The sequence below is a fragment of the Sodalis sp. RH14 genome (assembly GCF_047324285.1).
GTDB lineage: Bacteria > Pseudomonadota > Gammaproteobacteria > Enterobacterales > Enterobacteriaceae > Acerihabitans.
The window spans coordinates 179,551-200,025 of the sequence record NZ_CP178739.1 but is presented as its reverse complement, the minus strand read 5'-3'; the positions used below and the strand labels follow the sequence as shown (position 1 = coordinate 200,025).

General features: G+C 60.0%; 17 protein-coding genes. 12 read left to right on the top strand and 5 right to left on the bottom strand.

Annotated elements, in window-relative coordinates; genetic code table 11:
* Position 1: 1 nt before the first annotated feature.
* Together ACL2XQ_RS00870 and ACL2XQ_RS00865 are read left to right on the top strand one after the other, a co-directional pair.
* The gene (locus ACL2XQ_RS00870; protein WP_410012532.1) at positions 2–2,857 is read left to right on the top strand and encodes a valine--tRNA ligase; all 2,856 of its coding nucleotides are present in this window, start codon (positions 2–4) and stop codon (positions 2,855–2,857) included.
* A 341-nt stretch (positions 2,858–3,198) separates the two neighbouring features.
* Positions 3,199–3,705: a GNAT family N-acetyltransferase gene (locus tag ACL2XQ_RS00865; RefSeq protein ID WP_410012533.1), complete on the top strand. Its 507-nt coding sequence runs from the start codon at positions 3,199–3,201 to the stop codon at positions 3,703–3,705.
* 14 nt (positions 3,706–3,719) lie between these two features.
* Here the strand turns inward: ACL2XQ_RS00865 and rraB are convergent, their stop codons facing one another.
* The gene (rraB, locus tag ACL2XQ_RS00860; RefSeq protein ID WP_410012534.1) at positions 3,720–4,181 is read right to left on the bottom strand and encodes a ribonuclease E inhibitor RraB; all 462 of its coding nucleotides are present in this window, start codon (positions 4,179–4,181) and stop codon (positions 3,720–3,722) included.
* 176 nt (positions 4,182–4,357) lie between these two features.
* Here rraB and argF point away from each other — a divergent pair, with 176 nt between their 5' ends.
* Positions 4,358–5,365, top strand: coding sequence for an ornithine carbamoyltransferase (gene argF, locus ACL2XQ_RS00855; RefSeq protein WP_410012535.1), 1,008 nt, complete (start codon positions 4,358–4,360; stop codon positions 5,363–5,365).
* A gap of 17 nt (positions 5,366–5,382) precedes the next feature.
* Here argF and ACL2XQ_RS00850 read toward each other — a convergent pair whose 3' ends face one another.
* Complete coding sequence (locus tag ACL2XQ_RS00850; protein WP_410012536.1) at positions 5,383–5,850, bottom strand: YhcH/YjgK/YiaL family protein; 468 nt, start codon at positions 5,848–5,850, stop codon at positions 5,383–5,385.
* A 384-nt stretch (positions 5,851–6,234) separates the two neighbouring features.
* Between ACL2XQ_RS00850 and pyrB the strand changes: the two genes are divergently transcribed.
* The 3 genes from pyrB (at position 6,235) to ridA (ending at position 8,109) form a co-directional block, all read left to right on the top strand.
* Positions 6,235–7,170, top strand: a complete 936-nt coding sequence (pyrB, locus tag ACL2XQ_RS00845; protein ID WP_410012537.1) for an aspartate carbamoyltransferase — start codon at positions 6,235–6,237, stop codon at positions 7,168–7,170.
* 11 nt (positions 7,171–7,181) lie between these two features.
* Entirely contained in the window at positions 7,182–7,646 is a 465-nt protein-coding gene (pyrI, locus tag ACL2XQ_RS00840) for an aspartate carbamoyltransferase regulatory subunit (protein ID WP_410012538.1), read from the top strand.
* A 76-nt stretch (positions 7,647–7,722) separates the two neighbouring features.
* A complete protein-coding gene (ridA, locus tag ACL2XQ_RS00835) occupies positions 7,723–8,109 on the top strand; it encodes a 2-iminobutanoate/2-iminopropanoate deaminase (protein WP_410012539.1) in 387 nt (128 codons plus the stop codon).
* 24 nt (positions 8,110–8,133) lie between these two features.
* Here ridA and vapC read toward each other — a convergent pair whose 3' ends face one another.
* Both vapC and vapB read right to left on the bottom strand, forming a co-directional pair.
* Positions 8,134–8,535, bottom strand: coding sequence for a tRNA(fMet)-specific endonuclease VapC (gene vapC / locus ACL2XQ_RS00830; RefSeq protein WP_410012540.1), 402 nt, complete (start codon positions 8,533–8,535; stop codon positions 8,134–8,136).
* Positions 8,535–8,768 carry a type II toxin-antitoxin system VapB family antitoxin gene (gene vapB, locus ACL2XQ_RS00825; protein ID WP_410012541.1) on the bottom strand — a complete coding sequence of 78 codons (234 nt, stop codon included), beginning with the start codon at positions 8,766–8,768 and terminating at the stop codon, positions 8,535–8,537. Before vapB ends, vapC begins: the two co-directional genes overlap by 1 nt.
* 289 nt (positions 8,769–9,057) lie before the next feature.
* On the opposite strand from vapB, the gene ACL2XQ_RS00820 reads away from it, so the two are divergent.
* The 4 genes from ACL2XQ_RS00820 to ACL2XQ_RS00805 are packed head-to-tail and all read left to right on the top strand — an operon-like array spanning position 9,058 to position 13,015.
* Positions 9,058–10,494: a circularly permuted type 2 ATP-grasp protein gene (locus tag ACL2XQ_RS00820; RefSeq protein WP_410012542.1), complete on the top strand. Its 1,437-nt coding sequence runs from the start codon at positions 9,058–9,060 to the stop codon at positions 10,492–10,494.
* Complete coding sequence (locus ACL2XQ_RS00815; protein WP_410012543.1) at positions 10,488–11,417, top strand: alpha-E domain-containing protein; 930 nt, start codon at positions 10,488–10,490, stop codon at positions 11,415–11,417. Before ACL2XQ_RS00820 ends, ACL2XQ_RS00815 begins: the two co-directional genes overlap by 7 nt.
* Positions 11,414–12,253, top strand: coding sequence for a transglutaminase family protein (locus ACL2XQ_RS00810; protein ID WP_413729058.1), 840 nt, complete (start codon positions 11,414–11,416; stop codon positions 12,251–12,253). Before ACL2XQ_RS00815 ends, ACL2XQ_RS00810 begins: the two co-directional genes overlap by 4 nt.
* 24 nt (positions 12,254–12,277) lie before the next feature.
* Positions 12,278–13,015, top strand: a complete 738-nt coding sequence (locus tag ACL2XQ_RS00805; RefSeq protein ID WP_410012545.1) for a peptidase — start codon at positions 12,278–12,280, stop codon at positions 13,013–13,015.
* 34 nt (positions 13,016–13,049) lie between these two features.
* Here ACL2XQ_RS00805 and mgtA read toward each other — a convergent pair whose 3' ends face one another.
* The gene (gene mgtA, locus ACL2XQ_RS00800) at positions 13,050–15,761 is read right to left on the bottom strand and encodes a magnesium-translocating P-type ATPase (protein WP_413739934.1); all 2,712 of its coding nucleotides are present in this window, start codon (positions 15,759–15,761) and stop codon (positions 13,050–13,052) included.
* A 530-nt stretch (positions 15,762–16,291) separates the two neighbouring features.
* Here mgtA and ACL2XQ_RS00795 point away from each other — a divergent pair.
* Positions 16,292–17,944, top strand: a complete 1,653-nt coding sequence (locus ACL2XQ_RS00795) for an alpha,alpha-phosphotrehalase (RefSeq protein WP_410012547.1) — start codon at positions 16,292–16,294, stop codon at positions 17,942–17,944.
* Positions 17,945–18,336: 392 nt separating this feature from the next.
* Positions 18,337–20,475, top strand: coding sequence for an anaerobic ribonucleoside-triphosphate reductase (nrdD, locus tag ACL2XQ_RS00790; RefSeq protein ID WP_410012548.1), 2,139 nt, complete (start codon positions 18,337–18,339; stop codon positions 20,473–20,475).

Sequence of the window (20,475 nt, the reverse complement as noted above, 5' to 3'; positions counted from 1 at the left end):
AATGGAAAAGACATATAACCCGCACGATATCGAGCAGCCGCTGTACGAGCACTGGGAAAAACAGGGCTATTTCAAGCCGCATAACGATACCAGCAAAGAAAGCTTCTGCATCATGATCCCGCCGCCGAACGTGACCGGCAGCCTGCATATGGGTCATGCCTTTCAGCAGACCATTATGGACATTATCGTGCGTTACCAGCGCATGCAGGGTAAAAACACCCTGTGGCAGGTGGGGACCGATCACGCGGGCATCGCCACGCAGATGGTGGTGGAGCGTAAAATCGCCGCCGAAGAGGGCAAGACCCGCCACGATTACGGCCGCGACGCCTTTATCGAAAAAATCTGGCAGTGGAAGGCGGAATCCGGCGGCACCATTACCCGCCAGATGCGCCGCCTGGGCGCCTCGGTGGATTGGGAGCGCGAGCGCTTTACCATGGACGCCGGGCTGTCCGAGGCGGTGAAGGAAGTGTTCGTCCAGCTGTTCAAGCAGGATTTGATTTACCGCGGCAAACGCCTGGTGAACTGGGATCCCAAGCTGCGCACCGCCATTTCCGATCTGGAGGTGGAAAACCGCGAATCCCAGGGATCCATGTGGCACCTGCGCTACCCGCTGGCCGACGGCGCCAGGACCGCGGACGGCCGGGACTACCTGGTGGTGGCCACCACCCGTCCGGAAACCATGCTGGGCGATACCGGCGTGGCGGTGAACCCCGCGGACCCGCGCTATAAAGACCTGATCGGCAAATTCGTCCTGTTGCCGCTGGTCGGCCGCCGCATCCCCATCCTCGGCGACGAGCATGCCGATATGACCAAGGGCACCGGCTGCGTGAAGATCACCCCGGCCCATGACTTTAACGACTATGAGGTCGGCAAGCGCCACGGCCTGCCGATGATCAATATCCTGACCCTGGACGGCGATATCCGCGAACAGGCGGAAGTCTTCGACACCCTGGGCGAGGCCAGCGACGCCTGGAGCGGCGAGATCCCGGCCGAATTCCGCTCCCTGGAGCGTTTTGCCGCCCGCAAGGCGGTGGTCGCCGCCTTCGACGCCCTGGGCCTGCTTGATGAAATCAAACCCCATGCCCTGACCGTGCCTTACGGCGATCGCGGCGGCGTGGTGATTGAACCCATGCTGACCGATCAGTGGTATGTGCGTACCGCGCCGCTGGCCAAGGTGGCCATCGAGGCGGTGGAAAACGACGCTATCCGGTTCGTGCCGAAGCAGTATGAAAATATGTATTTCAGCTGGATGCGCGATATCCAGGACTGGTGTATTTCCCGCCAGCTGTGGTGGGGACATCGCATCCCGGCCTGGTACGACGCCGCCGGCAAGGTCTATGTCGGGCGCGACGAGGCCGAGGTGCGCCGTGAAAACGGCCTTGACGCCTCGGTGGCGCTGCGCCAGGACGAGGACGTGCTGGATACCTGGTTCTCCTCCGGCCTATGGACCTTCTCCACCCTGGGCTGGCCGGAGCCGACCGAGGCGCTGAAGACCTTCCACCCCACCAGCGTGCTGGTGAGCGGGTTTGATATTATCTTCTTCTGGATCGCCCGCATGATCATGCTGACCATGCATTTCGTCAAGGATGAACAGGGGCGTGCGCAGGTGCCGTTCAAGACCGTGTATATGACCGGCCTTATCCGCGACGACGAAGGCCAAAAGATGTCGAAATCCAAAGGCAACGTTATCGACCCGCTGGACATGGTGGACGGCATCTCGCTGCCGGCGCTTATCGAAAAGCGCACCGGCAATATGATGCAGCCGCAGCTGGCGGACAAAATCCGCAAGCGCACCGAAAAGCAGTTCCCCAACGGCATCGAGCCGCACGGCACCGACGCGCTGCGCTTTACCCTGGCGGCGCTGGCCTCCACCGGGCGCGATATCAACTGGGATATGAAGCGCCTGGAAGGCTATCGCAACTTTTGTAATAAGCTGTGGAACGCCAGCCGCTTTGTGCTGATGAACACCGAGGACCAGGATTGCGGCCAGCATGGCGGCGAGATGAGCCTGTCGCTGGCGGACCGCTGGATCCTGGCGGAATTCAACCGTACGGTAAAAGCCTATCGCGACGCGCTTGACGGCTACCGCTTCGATATGGCGGCCAATATCCTCTATGACTTTACCTGGAACCAGTTCTGCGACTGGTATCTGGAGCTGACCAAACCGGTCATGACCGGCGGCGCCGAGGCCGAATTGCGCGGCACCCGCCATACCCTGGTGGAGGTGCTGGAAGGCCTGCTGCGCCTGGCGCATCCCATAGTGCCGTTTATTACCGAAACCATCTGGCAGCGGGTGAAAGTGCTCAAGGGCATTACCGACGATACGCTGATGCTGCAAGCCTTCCCGCAGTTTGACGCCACGCTTGACGATACGCAGGCGCTGGCGGACGTGGAATGGATTAAACAGCTGGTTATCGCCGTGCGCACCATTCGCAGCGAGATGAATATCGCCCCCGGCAAACCGCTGGATGTCCTGGTGCGCGGCGCCACGGCGCTGACCCGCCGGCGGATTGCGGATAACAAGAGCTTTATCCAGACGTTGGCGCGGCTGCAGAGCCTGGATATCCTGGCGGACGGCGAGAAAGGCCCGGTCTCCATCGTCAAGCTGGTGGAGGAAGGCGAACTGCTGATCCCGATGGCGGGCATTATCGACAAAGCCCTGGAGCTGGACCGGCTGGCCAACGAAGTGCTGAAAATCGATACCGAGATCGGGCGCATCGAGAGCAAGCTGTCCAACGAAGGTTTTGTCGCCCGCGCGCCGGAAGCGGTGGTGGCGAAAGAGCGGGAAAAACTGGCGGGTTATGCCGACGCCAAGGCCAAGCTGCTGGAGCAGCAGGCGACCATCGCCAATTTATAGCTGACAACGAAAGCGTCACCCGCGGGCGTTTGCCGGTCAGGCCATGCCCGCGGGCATGAGGGCGAGCGTAAATCGTCCCTGCGACATAGACGCGCGCTTATGGCTCACACGGAGGTGAGCCATAAGCGCGTGCCAACGTCCGCGCCGTCGTGCAAAGACGTGGGCGCTCGCTCGGTTCCCGGCCCGGCACACCCGCTTTCAGCGCGTGTGGAGGTTTGCCGGCAATCGACAAAAGTTTAACCGCCGTTTAATTTATTTGCATCCGCCGCCCGCGCGATGCTATTACTCATAACAATAAATCCAGAACGCTTAGTGTCTTTTTTCTTTTTTGGGTAATGACGATGTCCACAGCTACTTCAGTCAATATTCTGGTGCGCCCCATTACGCCGGAAGATAACCATGCCATTGCCGACGTCATTCGCCAGGTATCGGCCGAGTTCGGCCTGACGGCGGATAAAGGCTATACCGTCTCCGACCCGAACCTGGATAATCTGTACCAGCTCTACAGCCAGCCGCGCAGCGCGTACTGGGTGATTGAGTTTGAAGGCAGGATTGCCGGCGGCGGCGGCATTGCCCCGCTGGCCGGCGCGGATGTGGGGATATGTGAACTGCAGAAGATGTATTTTTTATCGGTCCTGCGCGGGCGCGGCCTGGCCCATGAGCTGGCGCTCAAGGCGCTGGACTTTGCCCGCGGGCAGGGTTTTACCCACTGTTACCTGGAAACCACCGCCACCCTGACCCGGGCCATAGCGCTGTATGAACGGCTGGGGTTTGGGCATATCGCCGGGCCGATGGGCCACACCGGACATGTGGATTGCGAAGTCACGATGCTTAAGCCTTTGATCTGACGGCGCGTATGGCCTTAGTGGCGGGTGCCGTTGTCGTCCTGATCCAGAAGGCCGCGCGCCGGCGGGGCCGAGCCGTCAATCCCCTCTTCGCCGTCCTCATCCGCTTCGTCGTCTTCGTCGTCTTCGCCGTCTTCAAAATACGTGCCCCAGCCGTCATAATTAACGCCCAAGCGCTCGGCCAGGGTAAACAGCTGTTCGACCTGGGTGTCGATAAGTTCCGCGTTCAGCGCGATTTCGCTGACGGCGTCGCAGCACATCAGCACGGAGCCGTCTTCCACTTCCAGCTCTTCGGCATCGGTGACTTCATAACCCAGCTTGAAGGCTTCGACCGCGGCTTTTTCCAGCGTATCGAAATTCTCGGCGGACAGATGGTGTTCGATGGTGTAAAGCGCTTCCGGATCGCTGCCATCTTCCAGCAGCTCTTCGATTATCAAACGCGTTTCGTCACGCTGCTCTTCCAGAAATTGATGTGCCATGCCCTCAATCCTCAATGCGTCGGTCGGCCTGTTAGGAGCCTATTTTCCCACAGCCGGGGGTAAGGCTCCAGCTTAAACATGAAAGAATTGATATCAACACTTGAAATTGAATATTCATACATATAAAGTGAATTTAAATTCAATTTACAATTGATTAAGACCGGAGAACGCCGCATATGAGCCAGTTCTATCACCGTCATTTCCTGAAGTTATTGGATTTCACGCCCGCCGAGATCCATGAATTACTGGCCCTGGCCGCCAGCCTGAAGCGGGAAAAACAGTCCGGGCGGGAAACGCCGCGCCTGGCGGGTAAAAATATCGCGCTCATCTTCGAAAAAGACTCGACCCGCACCCGCTGCTCTTTCGAAGTCGCCGCATTCGATCAGGGCGCGCGCGTCACCTATCTCGGCCCGAGCGGCAGCCAGATCGGACATAAGGAATCCATTAAGGATACCGCCCGGGTCCTGGGCCGGCTTTACGACGGCATTCAATACCGCGGCTATGGCCAGGAGATCGTCGAGACACTGGCGCGCCATGCCGGCGTGCCGGTGTGGAACGGGTTAACCACCGAGTTCCACCCTACCCAGTTACTGGCCGATCTGCTGACCATGCAGGAACACCTGCCGCAGAAAACCTTCGCGCAGATGGCGTTCGCCTACGTGGGGGACGCCCGCAACAATATGGGCAACAGCATGCTGGAAGCGGCGGCGCTGACCGGCCTGGATTTACGCCTGGTCGCCCCCAGCGCCTGTTGGCCGGATAAGCGGCTGGTGGCCCATTGCCGCGAACTGGCGCAACAGCGCGGCGGCAATATTACCCTGACCGAGGATATCGCGGCGGGCGTGCGCGAGGTGGATTTTATCTACACCGACGTTTGGGTTTCCATGGGCGAGGAGAAAGCCCTGTGGGGAGAGCGTATCGCCCTGCTGCGTCCCTACCAGGTCAATATGGCGATGCTCCGGCTGACCGGCAACCCAGAGGTGAAATTTCTGCACTGCCTGCCCGCGTTCCATGACGACCAGACCGGCGTAGGCAAACAAATGGCCGAACAATATGGCCTGGCCGGCGGCATGGAAGTGACCGACGAGGTGTTTGAATCGGCGCACAGCCTGGTATTCGATCAGGCGGAGAACCGGTTGCACACCATCAAAGCGGTGATGGTGGCAACGCTCGCGCGGGAATAAGCCGGCGTACTATCTGTTCAGCGAACCAGGGCGGTGTCGATTTTCACCACCGCTTTGCGCACATGGGCCGGCGCGCCGACCGCGCACAGCGGTTTATGCACTTCGCCGGGGTAATACACCACAAAGTCGCCCGCCTGCATCACAAACTGTTTTTCCTGCTCGCCGGCGGCCAGGAAGGCAATATCCTTATCCGCCAGCCAGTCGGTATCGGTCTTGCCCGCCGGCAGGTTGCTGAAGGTCATGCCTTCCACGCCGTCCAGCACGATCTGGATATCGAGATATTTAGCGTGGAACTCGGCGCGACGCTTTTCCAGCAGATCGGTGCTGTCGTTGGAGATCAGCACAAATACCCGGTCGCCGTCGATATCATGCTTACCCAGCGGCGTCTCGCTGGTAATGTGTTGTTTGACATAGTCGATGGCGTCACGCAGCTTGGCGGGCAGATAAGGCACGAGATCGAGATGATGGATATTACCGGTGATCATAATTTTTCCTTAAAATGAAATATCGTTTCATTATAAATCAGATTGCGCGCGAAAAAAGAGAGTTATTTAACACTTATTTTGATTAGCAAGCCAATCGTTTGCTTATTCATAAATATCGGCGTCTTGGCCCTTGAAGTGTGCCGGCACGCGCGTATAATTCCGGGCAATTTGCCGGGAGGATCAATGAACAGCTGCGTGATTTTTGCTGCCTATGACTGCCGCCGCCTGCCCGCAGGCGGCCAGCTGCCGTTGCTGCTCCCGTTGCCCGTTTTTATCTATCCGTATCAGGCCCCTCGTTGAGGGGCTTTTTTTTGCGCGCTATCCCGGACCGCGATCTACACTTGCGCAAGGCCGGCGTCAACGACACCCGTAAGGAGGACATACATGGCTAACCCCCTTTATCAAAAACACATCATTTCCATTAATGACCTGAACCGCGAGGAGCTGGAGCTGGTACTGCGCACCGCAGCCGGCCTGAAAGCCCGTCCGCAACCGGAGCTGTTGAAACATAAAGTGGTGGCCAGCTGTTTTTTTGAAGCCTCCACCCGTACCAGGCTGTCGTTTGAAACCGCCATCCACCGCCTGGGCGCCTCGGTGGTCGGGTTCTCCGACGCCGGCAATACCTCCCTGGGCAAAAAGGGCGAAACCCTGGCGGATACTATTTCGGTTATCAGCACCTACGTCGACGCCATCGTCATGCGCCATCCGCAGGAGGGGGCCGCCCGGCTCGCCACCGAATTTTCCGGCGGCGTGCCCATCCTCAACGCCGGCGACGGCGCCAACCAGCACCCGACCCAGACCCTGCTTGACCTGTTTACCATTCAGGAAACCCAGGGACGGCTGAATAACCTTAACGTGGCCCTGGTGGGCGACCTGAAGTACGGCCGCACCGTCCACTCCCTGGCCCAGGCGCTGGCCAAGTTCGACGGCAATCACTTTTTCCTGATCGCGCCGGAAGCGCTGGCGATGCCCGCCTATATCCTGAATATGCTGGCGGATAAAGGCATTGGCTACAGCGTGCATGCCACCATCGAGGAAGTGATGCCGCAGCTGGATATCCTGTATATGACCCGGGTGCAGAAAGAACGGCTGGATCCGTCGGAATACGCCAACGTCAAGGCCCAGTTTGTGCTGCGCGCCGTGGATCTGCTGAAGGCGCGCGCGAATCTCAAGGTGCTGCATCCGCTGCCCAGGGTGGATGAAATTGCCCACGAGGTGGACGCCACGCCCTACGCGTATTATTTCCAGCAGGCCGGCAACGGCATTTTCGCGCGCCAGGCGTTATTGTCCCTGGTGTTAAACGATCAACTGGCAGGCTAAGGGGAAAGAGAATGACTCAGGATAATAAACTGCAGGTCGAGGCAATCAAGCGCGGCACGGTGATCGACCATATCCCGGCGCAGGTGGGTTTTAAGCTGCTGACCCTGTTTAAGCTGACCGCCACCGATCAGCGCATCACCATCGGGTTGAACCTGCCGTCGAACCAGTTGGGGAAAAAAGATCTGATCAAGATCGAGAACGTGTTCCTTACCGAACAGCAGGCGAACCAGTTGGCGATGTACGCCCCCCACGCCACCGTGAATCGTATCGATAACTATGAAGTGGTGCGCAAGCTGACCCTGACGCTGCCGGATCGCATCGACGGCGTGCTGACCTGCCCCAACAGCAACTGCATCAGCCGCAGCGAGCCGGTGGCCTCGGGTTTTACGGTCAAAAGCCGCGACAGCCAGGTGCACCTGAAATGCAAATATTGTGAAAAAGAGTTCGAGCATCAGGCGGTTATCCAGAACGCCTGAGCTGGGCACGCGCCGGTTTAGTCCTTATAATGGCCGGCAACGCTTTTTGATTCGCCTATCAACCCCAGGAGCCAGCATGTCCCGTATTATCAGTACTGAAAACGCACCGGCCGCCATCGGACCCTACGTTCAGGCGGTCGATCTCGGCACTATGCTTTTCACCTCAGGCCAGATCCCCATTAACCCGCAAACCGGGCTGGTGGCCGATGATATCGCGGCGCAGGCCCGTCAATCGCTGGACAACGTGCGGGCGATTGTGGAAGCCGCCGGCCTGAAGGTGGCGGATATTATTAAAACCACGGTGTTCGTCAAGGATTTAAACGACTTCGGCACCGTCAACGCCGCTTACGAAGCTTTTTTCACCGAACATAACGCGCCCTTCCCGGCCCGTTCATGCGTGGAAGTGGCGCGCCTGCCGAAAGACGTGCAGATTGAAATCGAGGCCATCGCCGTACGGCGCTAGGCCATGACAGGCGCGCGCGGCGCCTTAGTTAATCCAGTTTTCAATCAGCAAACCCTCGACCCGGCTGAATTCCGCCGGGTTGTTGGTGACGACGACCAAACCCTCGCTGCGGGCGTGGGCCGCGATATGCACCTCGTTTACCCCTATCGGCAGGCCCGTCTGTTCCAAATGGGCCAGGATATCGCCATAATGCCGCGCCGCTTTCGCGCCATACCCCAGGACTTCCATGCGCGAAACAAAACTCTCCACCGCCCGGTAATTGCGCGCCGCATCCGCGCTTTTTTCCGCGGCATGCATCAGCTCGGCCAGCGTAATGGACGATAACACCATGCGCCCCGCATTGGCGTTAAACAGGTCGAGCATCTCAAGCGGACGCCGTTTTATCACGTAGATGACAAAATTCGTCTCGAGCATATATTTATACATTAAAAGGACTCACGCTCAGGTTGCGGTTGAGAGGGTCTTTCCTCCGGAAAATCTTCCGAGACCGCCGGGTCAGTCAAAAAAAAGCTATCCCAGCGGTGCTGCGCGGGAGAGATAATCCGCTCATTCCCCACCGCGCGGACATTCACCACCTTCACATCATCGGCAAAGCGTAACTCAGCCGGGATGCGCACGGCCTGCGAGCGATTATTGATAAAGATTGTACTCGTGGACATCCAACCTCTCCTTTAGCCTGTTTATTCATCAAATTATACGTCATTACGGTATATAGCAAGTGTATATGGCAGGCAAGCGTCCGCGTGCAACAGGTTAATTTTACGCACCATTTTGGGGAGAAAACGGCGGCGGCGTCGTTGCGCGCACTAAAATAATGCAGGCGGACGCCCCGCGGCATGGTTTTCTCCGGTGGCCGCGGTTCACGGGCTGGCGCGTTTTATGCATGGGTTGTCAATGGAGCTGCTAACGGGGTTTTATCAGCGTTGATGGGCCAGCAAAGGTAAACAGATGATTAAAATAAATCTTTCCGGGTCGCCCTTTTTTGATGAGATGCTGTTGGCCGACGGCGGACATCGCGGCCACTACGGCGCTTACTGGCAATGGCTGCAGCAGGCGGACCGGCAGGCCATTCAGCAGAAAAAAGAAGAAGCCGAGCTGTTGTTTCACCGGGTTGGCATTACCTTTAACGTCTACGGAGAAGAAGGCGGCACCGAGCGCTTGATCCCGTTCGACAGCGTGCCGCGCATTATCCCGGCCAAAGAGTGGGCCTGGATGGATCGCGGCATTCGCCAGCGGGTCAAGGCCCTGAACGCGTTCCTTTATGATATCTACCACGGGCAGAATATCCTAAAGGCGGGTATCGTCCCGACGGAGCAGGTGCTGGCCAACGAACAGTACCAGCCCTGTATGCAGGGGATCGATCTGCATAATAATACCTATGCGCATATCGTCGGCACCGATATGGTGCGCAACAGCGACGGGCACTATTATGTGCTGGAAGATAACCTGCGCACGCCGTCCGGCGTTTCCTATATGCTGGAAAACCGCAAAATGATGATGCGGCTTTATCCGGATCTGTTCGCCAGCCAGCATATCGCCCCCATCGAGCGCTATCCTTTCGACCTGCTGCAAACCCTGCGCGAAAGCACGGCGGTGGAAGACCCGACGGTGGTGGTGATGACGCCGGGGCGTTTTAACAGCGCCTACTTCGAGCACAGTTTCCTGGCGCAGCAGATGGGCGTGGAGCTGGTGGAGGCCGCCGATCTGTTCGTCAAACAGGGCGCGGTTTATATGCGCACCACCGAGGGACCGTGCAAGGTGGATGTGATCTACCGCCGTATCGACGACGCCTATATCGATCCGCTGGCCTTTCGCGCCGACTCCACGCTGGGCGTGCCCGGGCTGCTGTCGGTCTACCGCGCCGGCGGCGTGGTGCTGGCCAACGCGCTGGGCACCGGGGTGGCGGATGATAAATCCATTTATCCCTATGTGCCGGAGATGATCCGGTTTTATCTTTCCGAAGAGCCCATCCTCGGCAATATCCCCACCTGGCAGTGCCGCGATCCCAGCGCCCTGTCCTACGTGCTGGCCAACCTGGAAAAGCTGGTGGTGAAAGAGGTGCACGGCGCCGGCGGCTACGGCATGCTGGTGGGGCCGAAAGCCTCGCGCGCCGAACTGGCTGAATTCCGCCAGCGGCTGCTGGCCAACCCCAGCAACTATATCGCCCAGGAGACGCTTGCGCTGTCCACCTGCCCGACCTTTGTCGAGGAAGGCCTGGCGCCGCGCCATATCGACCTGCGGCCGTTCGCCCTGACCGGCGACGAGGTGCGGCTGGTGCCGGGCGGGCTGACCCGGGTGGCGCTGAACGCCGGCTCGCTGGTGGTGAACTCGTCCCAGGGCGGCGGCACCAAGGATACCTGGATTATGGAGGACGACGCATGCTAAGCAGAACCGCCAGCGAACTGTACTGGATGGCCCGCTACCTGGAGCGGGCCGAGAGCATTGCCCGGGTGTTGGACGTGACCTATAAGCTGTCGCTGATGCCGCTGCGCAGCCAGCAAAACGAGGATTTGACCCTGCCGCTTAACCTGACCGGCACCCACGAGCTGTTTGCCGAGCATTATCCCCGCCTGAGCATGACCAATCTGCTGAACTTTTTCGCCCTGGATCCCCACAATCCGAGCAGCATCTATAGCTGCTTCGAGGTGGCCTGGAACAACGCCCATGCGGTGCGCGGCAGCCTGTCATCCGAGGTGTGGGAAAGCATTAACGCCACCTGGATCGAAATGAAGCTGATGCGCGGCAAGGGCGTGGCCAAGGTGGGCACCGATGCGTTCTTTGACTGGGTCAAGGAACGGGCGCACCTGTTCCGCGGCGCCATGTTCGGCACCCTGCTGCGCAACGACGCCCTGTGTTTTATCCGCCTCGGCACGCTTATCGAGCGCGCCTATGCCACGGCGCAATTGCTGGGCGTCAAGGACCAGCAGCTGGATGCCGACTCCGATCCGGTGCGCGAATATTATCGCCTGGATACCCTGCTGCGCGCGGTCAGCGCCCGCGAGGCCTACCACAGCCTGTATAAACATCCCGTCAGCCGCGAAACGGTGGCCGAGCTGCTGGTGCTGCGCAACGATATGCCGCGCTCCCTGCGCGCCTGCGTGGGCGACGTGGTGCAGCAGTTGGAGCGGATCGGCGGCCAGCGGGCCAATGTGCCCCGGCGGCTGGCCCATACGCTGAACGTGGAGCTGCGCTTCAGCACGCTGGATGAAGTGCTGGCGCTGGGGTTGCAGGCTTATATGATGCAATTCCAGGGCAAGATCAACGCGCTGGCGGAAAGCATTAACCATACGTATCTGGAGGCGTTATGAAACTGGCCGTCGATCACCTGACCCATTATCGCTACGATCACGAGGTCAAATTCAGCACGCAATACCTGCGCCTGACGCCGCAGAACACCGCCCGGCAACGGATTATGGAATGGTCGCTTAACCTGCCGGAGCAGGCGACGCAGGTTATCGACGGCTTCGGCAACCTGCAGCATGTGCTGACCCTCGACCGGCCGCATGAGGTGATCGCCATCCGCGCCAAAGGCGTGGTGGAGATTGCCGATAACAGCGAGGAAATCATGGAGGAATGCGGCCCGCTGTCGCCGCTGGTCTTCTTGCGTCCCAGCCCGCTGACGCGGGCGGACGAGGCCATCCGCACTTTCGCCGCGCGTTATTACCGCGCCGCCGCCGCGGACGAAAGCCTGCGCGAACTGATGGCGGAACTGCGCGAGCGCATGCCCTATACCCCCGGCGCCACCCAGGTGCAGGATTCGGCGGCTAAAGTATTTGCCGCCCAGCACGGAGTCTGTCAGGATCATTCCCATGTATTCCTGGCCTGTTGCCGCAGCCTGCATATCCCCGCGCGCTACGTCAGCGGCTATATTTACAGCGAAGACACCAAACACGTGGCGATGCACGCCTGGGTGGAAGTGTGGCTGAACGAGCACTGGCAGAGTTTCGATATTACCAATAATACCTGTAACCCCAGCCAGCATCTGAAGCTGGCGGTCGGCTTCGATTATCTCGACGCCTGCCCGGTGCGCGGCTCGCGTATCGGCGGCGGCTACGAGGAGATGTTTTCAGAAGCGACGGTGGAGCAGACCGAGGGAAGCCTCCCGCCAGGCAAGGAAAGCCAGGCCGGCGCCCAACAACAATAACCTGCATAACGAGGATATATTTCTATGACCTACTGCGTGGCGATGCGCCTGTCGGACGGACTGGTGTTTGCCTCCGACTCCCGTACCAATGCCGGAGTGGATCATATCTCGACCTTCCGCAAGCTGCATGTCCTGCATCAGGACAGCGAGCGCACGCTGGTGCTGCAAAGCGCCGGCAACCTGGCGACCACCCAGAGCATCATCAACCTGCTGCGGCTGCGCACCCGGGATATGGAACGGCCGAACCTGCTGACCGTGCCTACGCTGTTCGACGCCGCCAGCCTGATTGGCGAAACGGTGCGGGAAGTTATTTTCCGCGACAGCAGCGCGCAGCAAAGCGGTTCCAGCACCGATTTCAGCTGCAGCATCCTGCTGGGCGGGCAAATCGCCGGCGAAGGGCCCCGGCTGTTCCATATCTACCCGGAGGGCAATTTTATCGAGGCCACGGAAGATACCCCCTACTTTCAGATTGGCGAGAGCAAATACGGCAAACCGATTATCGACCGGGTATTGTCCTTTGACACCCCCCTGGAACAGGCCATGTGCTGCGCGCTGATTTCCATCGATTCGACGCTGCGCAGCAACCTGTCGGTGGGCCTGCCGCTGGATGTGATGATCTATCGCCGCGACAGCTTCGCCAGCGACGAGCAGTATCGCATTACCGAGCAGCACCCCTACTTCGCCACTATCCGCAAAGCCTGGGCCGAAGGACTGCTGAACACCTTCCTGCAGCTGCCGCCGCTGAAGCTGGCGGAGAATTAGCCGGCGCGGGACAAGGCTTGGCGCCGGCGTGCGCTTATTGCCAGCCATACCGGCGCACGAACCAGCCTTTCATGGACTGGACCAGCGCCATATAGCCGGCGAGTATCGCCACCAGCCAGGGCCAGTAGCCGCCCGGCAGCGCCTGCAGGTGCAGGAATCCGGCCAGCGGCGTAAAGGTCATGCCGACGGTGGCGGCGATGACCGCCAGGGTGGTGATGCCAAGCTGCCAGGACGGGCGACTGTGCAAAAACGGTATTTTACGCGTGCGCAGCATATGCACCACCAGGGTTTGCGACAGCACGCCCACCACAAACCAGCCGGTCTGGAACAGGGTCTGTTGCTCGGGCGTGTTGGCTTTGAATACCCACCACATCAGGCAAAAGGTCAGGATATCGAAGATGGAGCTGATAGGGCCGAAAAACACCATAAAACGCCCCAGGTCCCCGCTGCGCCACCGTTGCGGGCGCCGTAGCTGCTCCTCGTCCACCTTATCGAACGGGATGGCAATCTGCGAGATATCATAAATCAGGTTCTGCACCAGCAGATGCAGCGGCAGCATCGGCAGGAACGGTAAAAAGGCGCTGGCCACCAGCACGCTGAAGACATTGCCGAAGTTGGAGCTGGCGGTCATGCGGATATACTTCATCATATTGACGAAGGTGCGCCTGCCCTCGATTACGCCCGCCTCCAGCACCATCAGGCTTTTTTCCAGCAGGATGATATCCGCCGCCTCCTTGGCGATGTCCACCGCCGAGTCCACCGAGATGCCGATATCCGCCGCGCGCAGGGCCGGCGCGTCGTTAATGCCGTCGCCCATAAACCCCACCACGTGCCCTTCCCGGCGCAGGGCGCCGACAATGCGCGCTTTTTGCAGCGGCGTCAGTTTGGCGAACACCGTGGTCGCCCGGGCGATAAGCGCCAGCTGCCTGTCGTCCATGCCCTCGATCTCATCGCCGGTCAGCACCCGGTCGACCGCCAGGCCGACGTCCCGGCAAACCTTGGCCGCCACCCGTTCGTTATCGCCGGTGAGTATCTTCACCGTGACGCCGTGCCTGGCCAGCGCCTCCAGCGCCGGCGCGGTGCTTTCTTTCGGCGGGTCGAGAAAGGCGATATAACCTTCGAGGACCAGATCCGCCTCATCCAGCCGGCTGAAGTCGCCGCGTTCCATGGCGACGGGTTTACCGGCCACCGCCACCACCCGCAGCCCTTGCAGCGACAGCTCGCCGGCCACGGCGCTGATTTGCGCCAGCAACGCGGCGCCGAGCGGCACGATATCGTCGCCGTGGCGCACCCGGCTGCAAACGCCCAGCACCTCCTCCAGCGCGCCTTTACAGATAAGCCGCGCCTGGCCGTCGTCGGCGCCGACAATCACCGACATCCGGCGGCGCTCAAAATCAAAGGGGATTTCGTCGATTTTGCGCCACCGCGCCTGCGCCAGGCCGGCGTCTTCCTGCGCCATTTTTTCCAGCACCGCCTTATCCAGCAGGTTTTTCAGGCCGGTCTGGTAGAAGCTGTTCAGCCAGGCGTTTCGCAGCACCCGCTCACAGCGCTTGCCGAACGCATCGGTATGGCTGGCCAGCACAATTTTATCCTGGGTCAGCGTGCCGGTTTTATCGGTGCACAGGATATCCATCGCGCCGAAGTTCTGGATGGCGTCCAGCCGCTTGACGATCACCTTCTGGCGCGAGAGCTGCACCGCCCCCTTCGCCAGGGACGAAGTGACAATCATCGGCAGCATTTCGGGCGTCAGGCCCACGGCCACCGAGAGCGAAAACAGCGCCGCTTCCCACCAGTCGCCTTTGGTAAAACCGTTCACCAGCAACACCACCGGCGTCATGACCAGCATAAAGCGGATCAGCAGCCAGCTGACCCGGCTGATGCCCAGCTGGAACGCGTTTGGCGGCGCGCATTGCGCCGTGGACTGGCCGGCAAGCTGACCGAACCAGGTGCTATCGCCGGTACCGATGACCAGCGCCTGCGCCGTGCCGCTTACCACGTTGGTGCCCATAAAACACAGGTTGCCGCATTCCAGGGGATTGCGCCCGGCCTCCCCTGCGACGCCGGCTTTTTTTTCCACCGGCAGCGCTTCCCCGGTCAGCGCCGCCTGGCCGATAAACAGATCCCGGGCATGCAGGATGCGTAAATCCGCCGGGATCATATCCCCGGCGGACAGTTTGACGATATCCCCCGGCACCAGGCTGGCCATGGCGATCTCCTGGTACACGCCGCTGCCGCCCGGCCCGTCGGCGCGCAGTACCGTGGCGGTATTGCTCACCATGGCCTTGAGCGCGTCGGCGGCCTTGTTGGAGCGCGCCTCCTGGATAAAATTAAGCAGGGTGGCAATCATCACCATCAGGGCGATCACCCCGGCGGCAATGATGTCATCGGTGCCGTAGGACACGATGCCCAGCACCGTCAGCAGGATATTGAAGGGATTGCGATAGCAGGACCATAAGTGCCGCCGCCAGGTCAGCGGCTGCTCGGCGGCCACGCTGTTCAGGCCATGCCGCCGGTGCGCGATGGCGACGCCGGCCGCGTCCAGGCCCTGCGGGCCGCTGGCGAAACGCGCGTAGAGTTCCGCTTGCGTGGCCTGCGCGCACTCCAGGCAAGCGCGGGTCAGGGCGGCGGGCACAGTGCGGCTGGCGCCGGCTTTCAGCCCATCCAGCATCAGGTCGCGCTGGAACAGGCGGCGGGGCAAATGATGATAGAGCCGCGTAAAAAGTTGACGTGCGTAAAGTGTAATCATGATGCTGTCTTCCGTGCCGATCCGGACGAATACCGCCGGGCAGGGCAAAAAGTTCATCAGCAGAAGAGCGTCGCTTCCGCCTGCCGTTTATCATCCGGCAAGGCAGGCGCGAAAAAGCGCGTGGGGGCTTACCGGATGGGAGAATAACAATCAGGGTTGGGTACGGGGTCCATACGGGTGATCCACCTCCGGTGAGACAAAAAACATGCGGTTATCGACAAATCCGCCCGCGGGAAGACGAAACTACTGTCCCTGGCGCGGCAACTTCTTTAGGGTAGGTAACGTCAGGCATAAACTGTATTGCAGGCAGCCGCGTTTATTTCCTGGCGGACTATACGGCCCCAGACATCAACGAAAAATAAACAACTATGCGTTTGCCGGCTGATAATTGAACCCCTTGGTCGCGACAGCACATTTTGCCCCGTTGCCAGGCAATCGTTATACCGTCACGATGAAAAACAACCGGGAGACCAGCGCATCGACAATCATAACGACACCGGCGGCAGGCCGGCTGCGGGGCGGAGGCTAGCATGACGGTCCCGTGGTGGCGCAACGGCGTTATTTACCAGATTTACCCGAAAAGTTTTCAGGACAGCACCGGCAATGGCTGCGGCGATCTGGCCGGGATCACCCGGCGTCTGGATTACCTGCACCAGTTGGGAGTGGATGCGCTGTGGCTGACGCCTGTCTATCGCTCGCCCCAGGTGGACAGCGGTTATGATATTGCCGATTATTACGCCATCGACCCGTCCTACGGCACGATGGCGGATTTTGACGCGCTTGTGGCCGGCGCCCACCGGCGGGGCATGCGCATCATTATGGATATGGTGCTTAACCACAGCTCCACTTCCCATCCCTGGTTTATCGCCTCGAAAGACCCGCACGGCCCGTACCGCTCCTATTATTTCTGGCGCGACGGCCGGGACGACGGCCCGCCCAATAACTGGCTGTCCAAATTCGGCGGCAGCGCCTGGCACCAGCCGGCGCCGGGCGGACAATACTACCTGCATTTGTATTCCCGGGAGCAGGCGGACCTGAACTGGGCGCATCCGCCGCTGCGCGCGGAGCTGAAAAATATCTGCCGGTTTTGGGCCGATCGCGGTATCGACGGCCTGCGCCTGGACGTGATCAACGTGATAGCCAAGCACCCGCGGCTGCCCGATGCGCCCGGGGGCGACGGCCGGCCTTTTTATACCGATCTGCCGCAGGTGCAGGATTATCTGCGCGAGATGAACCGGGAAATCTTTACGCCGCTGGCGCTGACGACGGTGGGGGAAATGTCGTCCACTTCCCTGGAGAAATGCCGCCAGTACGCCAATCTCAACGGCGAACAGCTGTCCATGGCCGCCCATTTCCATCACCTTAAAGTGGATTACGCCGACGGAGAAAAATGGGCGCTGGCGCCGCCGGATTTTGTGCTGCTCAAGCAGATATTCAACCGCTGGCAACGGGGGATGCACCGCCACGCCTGGAACACGCTGTTTTGGTGTAATCACGATCAGCCGCGCATCGTTTCCCGCTTCGGCGACGAGGGCGAGCTGCGGGTCGTCTCGGCCAAGATGCTGGCCATGACGCTGCACGGCATGCAGGGAACGCCGTTTATCTTCCAGGGCGAGGAACTGGGCATGACCAACCCCGCGTTCAGCGCCATTACCGACTACCGCGACGTCGAAAGCCTGAATATGTATGCCGACGCCATGGCGCGTGGCCTGGGCCGCCAGCAGACGCTGGACGTCCTGGCCGCCCGATCCCGCGACAACAGCCGCACGCCGATGCAATGGGATGACGGCGTCAACGCCGGGTTCAGCACCGGCACGCCGTGGATTGCCGGCGCCGGCAATGCCGCCCGGATCAACGCGCGGGCCGCCCTGGCCGACGCGGATTCGGTATTTTATTGCTATCAGCGGCTGATTGCGCTGCGCAAAACCCTGCCGATCCTGACGGAGGGGGATTATCGCGACCTGAGCCCGGCGCACCCCGCGCTTTGGCATTACCGGCGCGCCTGGCGCGGCCAGCGGCTGCTGGTGCTGGCGAATCTGGGCCGGCAACCACAGCAGTGGCGGCCAGCAACCGCCTGGCGCGGTCCGTGGCGGCGGCTGATGAGCAATTATGCCGATACGCCCCACTCGCCGGGGCCGCTGACATTGCGGCCTTATGAGGCGGTTTTCTGGCTGCGGGAATAATCACGCGCGCGGATAAAACCCGCCGGTCGCCCCGCCCGCCCGTCGGTAACAGCGACCGGAAAATCGCGCGAAAAATTTTTTAACGCCCCAAGCCGCCCCGGGGGAAATTTATTGATTTATTTTCAGCGGCATAAACCGCGACGGCCGGTTTATCGGCTAAAAACCGCGCTGTACAACTCTTCGACCACGGGTCGATTTTATTGCGTTAGGTCAAGTTTAGTGACATCTGACTAGCTCATACTCTACATCTAGTGGCATTATTGATTATAACAAACTAGATATAGTGTTTACCTTCTCTACCGCTGGTATCGCGCCCGGCCAGGCCCGCCGGGAAAACGGCCGGTAAAAGAAGGGAACACCTAACCCGCCCCCAGGCGTAAAGGAGTCGCATCGTGAAACCGGTAGTGATCAAACGAGACGGTTGCCAGGTCAATTTCGATGAGCAACGGATTTACCAGGCGATAGTGCATGCCGCGCAGGCCGCCGGTGTTCAGGATAACGATTATTGCGCCACCGTCGCCGCCCTGGTGGGCCAGCAGATGAATTCCCGCTCCCATGTCGATATCCGCGATATCCAGGACGCGGTGGAAAACCAGCTGATGGCGGGGCCGCATAAAACGCTGGCCCGTTTGTATATCGAATACCGCCACGATCGTGACGTCGCCCGTGAACAACGCGGCCGCCTGAACCAGGAAATCCGCGGCCTGGTCGAGCAGAGCAATATGGCGCTGCTCAACGAAAACGCCAATAAAGACAGCAAGGTCATCCCCACCCAGCGCGATCTGCTGGCCGGCATCGTCGCCAAGCATTACGCGCGCCAGCACATTCTGCCGCGCGACGTGGTGCTGGCCCATGAACGCGGCGAAATCCATTACCACGACCTGGATTACGCGCCGTTCTTCCCGATGTTCAACTGTATGTTGATCGATCTGGAAGGCATGCTGACCAAAGGCTTTAAAATGGGCAACGCGGAAATCGAGCCCCCCCGCTCCATTTCCACCGCCACGGCGGTAACCGCGCAGATTATCGCCCAGGTGGCCAGCCATATCTACGGCGGCACCACCATTAACCGGATCGACGAAATCCTGGCGCCCTACGTGGCCGCCAGCTACGACAAACATCGCAATACCGCCACGAAGTGGAAGATTCCCGACGCGGAAGGGTATGCCCTGTCGCGCACCGAAAAAGAATGTTACGACGCTTTCCAGTCGCTGGAATATGAAGTCAATACCCTGCATACCGCCAACGGCCAGACGCCGTTCGTCACCTTCGGTTTTGGCCTGGGCACCAGCCGTGAATCGCGCCTGATCCAACAATCCATCCTGCGCAACCGCATTGCCGGGCTGGGTAAAAACCGCAAAACCGCCGTTTTCCCGAAGCTGGTGTTCGCCATTCGCGACGGCCTGAACCATAAATTCAGCGATCCCAACTATGATATCAAGCAGTTGGCGCTGGAATGCGCCAGCAAACGCATGTACCCGGATATCCTGAATTACGATCAGGTGGTGAAGGTTACCGGTTCATTTAAGACGCCGATGGGCTGCCGCAGCTTCCTCGGCGTTTACGAGGAGAACGGCAGGCAGATCCACGACGGGCGCAACAACCTGGGCGTTATCAGCCTCAACCTGCCGCGCATCGCCCTGGAGGCCAAACGGGACGAAGCCCGTTTCTGGCAATTGCTGGATGAACGCCTGGTGCTGGCGAAAAAAGCGCTGATGACCCGTATCGCCCGGCTTGACGGCGTCAAGGCCCGCGTGGCGCCGATCCTGTATATGGAAGGGGCCTGCGGCGTGCGCTTGAAAGCCGATGACGACGTGGCCGACATTTTCAAGAACGGCCGGGCTTCCATTTCGCTTGGCTATATCGGCGTGCATGAAACCATTAACGCCCTGTTCGGCGGCCAGACCCATGTCTATGACGATCAGGCGTTGCGCGCGAAGGCCGTGTCCATCGTGGCCCACCTGAAGGCGGCCACCGACCGCTGGAAAGAAGAGACCGGCTACGGCTTCAGCCTGTACAGCACGCCGAGCGAAAACCTGTGCGACCGCTTCTGCCGTCTGGACGCCGCCGAGTTCGGCATCGTCGAAGGCGTGACCGATAAGGGCTATTATACCAACAGCTTCCACCTCGACGTGGAAAAGCAGGTCAACCCTTACGACAAGCTGGATTTTGAAGCGCCCTATCCCCCGGTCTCCAACGGCGGGTTTATCTGCTACGGCGAATATCCGAACCTGCAGCATAACCTGAAAGCGCTGGAAGACGTCTGGGACTATAGCTATACCCGGGTTCCCTACTACGGCACCAACACGCCCATCGACGAATGCTACGAGTGCGGTTTTACCGGCGAGTTTTCCTGTACCAGCAAGGGCTTTACCTGCCCGAAATGCGGTAATCACAATCCGGCCAAAGTGTCGGTAACCCGCAGGGTGTGTGGTTATCTCGGCAGCCCGGACGCGCGGCCGTTCAACGCCGGCAAGCAGGAAGAGGTGAAACGTCGGGTGAAACATCTGCCCGACGGCCAGCTGGGCTGA

What these genes read in the sequence shown, in the direction of transcription:
- ACL2XQ_RS00795 (WP_410012547.1), top strand. Translation starts at nt 16,292, where the DNA reads ATGACGGTCCCGTGGTGGCGCAACGGCGTTATTTACCAGATTTACCCG.
- rraB (WP_410012534.1), bottom strand. Translation starts at nt 4,181, where the DNA reads ATGGCACATCAATTTCTGGAAGAGCAGCGTGACGAAACGCGTTTGATA.
- ACL2XQ_RS00810 (WP_413729058.1), top strand. Translation starts at nt 11,414, where the DNA reads ATGAAACTGGCCGTCGATCACCTGACCCATTATCGCTACGATCACGAG.
- ridA (WP_410012539.1), top strand. Translation starts at nt 7,723, where the DNA reads ATGTCCCGTATTATCAGTACTGAAAACGCACCGGCCGCCATCGGACCC.
- ACL2XQ_RS00870 (WP_410012532.1), top strand. Translation starts at nt 2, where the DNA reads ATGGAAAAGACATATAACCCGCACGATATCGAGCAGCCGCTGTACGAG.
- argF (WP_410012535.1), top strand. Translation starts at nt 4,358, where the DNA reads ATGAGCCAGTTCTATCACCGTCATTTCCTGAAGTTATTGGATTTCACG.
- ACL2XQ_RS00850 (WP_410012536.1), bottom strand. Translation starts at nt 5,850, where the DNA reads ATGATCACCGGTAATATCCATCATCTCGATCTCGTGCCTTATCTGCCC.
- pyrI (WP_410012538.1), top strand. Translation starts at nt 7,182, where the DNA reads ATGACTCAGGATAATAAACTGCAGGTCGAGGCAATCAAGCGCGGCACG.
- mgtA (WP_413739934.1), bottom strand. Translation starts at nt 15,761, where the DNA reads ATGATTACACTTTACGCACGTCAACTTTTTACGCGGCTCTATCATCAT.
- ACL2XQ_RS00820 (WP_410012542.1), top strand. Translation starts at nt 9,058, where the DNA reads ATGATTAAAATAAATCTTTCCGGGTCGCCCTTTTTTGATGAGATGCTG.
- ACL2XQ_RS00815 (WP_410012543.1), top strand. Translation starts at nt 10,488, where the DNA reads ATGCTAAGCAGAACCGCCAGCGAACTGTACTGGATGGCCCGCTACCTG.
- vapC (WP_410012540.1), bottom strand. Translation starts at nt 8,535, where the DNA reads ATGTATAAATATATGCTCGAGACGAATTTTGTCATCTACGTGATAAAA.
- ACL2XQ_RS00865 (WP_410012533.1), top strand. Translation starts at nt 3,199, where the DNA reads ATGTCCACAGCTACTTCAGTCAATATTCTGGTGCGCCCCATTACGCCG.
- vapB (WP_410012541.1), bottom strand. Translation starts at nt 8,768, where the DNA reads ATGTCCACGAGTACAATCTTTATCAATAATCGCTCGCAGGCCGTGCGC.
- ACL2XQ_RS00805 (WP_410012545.1), top strand. Translation starts at nt 12,278, where the DNA reads ATGACCTACTGCGTGGCGATGCGCCTGTCGGACGGACTGGTGTTTGCC.
- pyrB (WP_410012537.1), top strand. Translation starts at nt 6,235, where the DNA reads ATGGCTAACCCCCTTTATCAAAAACACATCATTTCCATTAATGACCTG.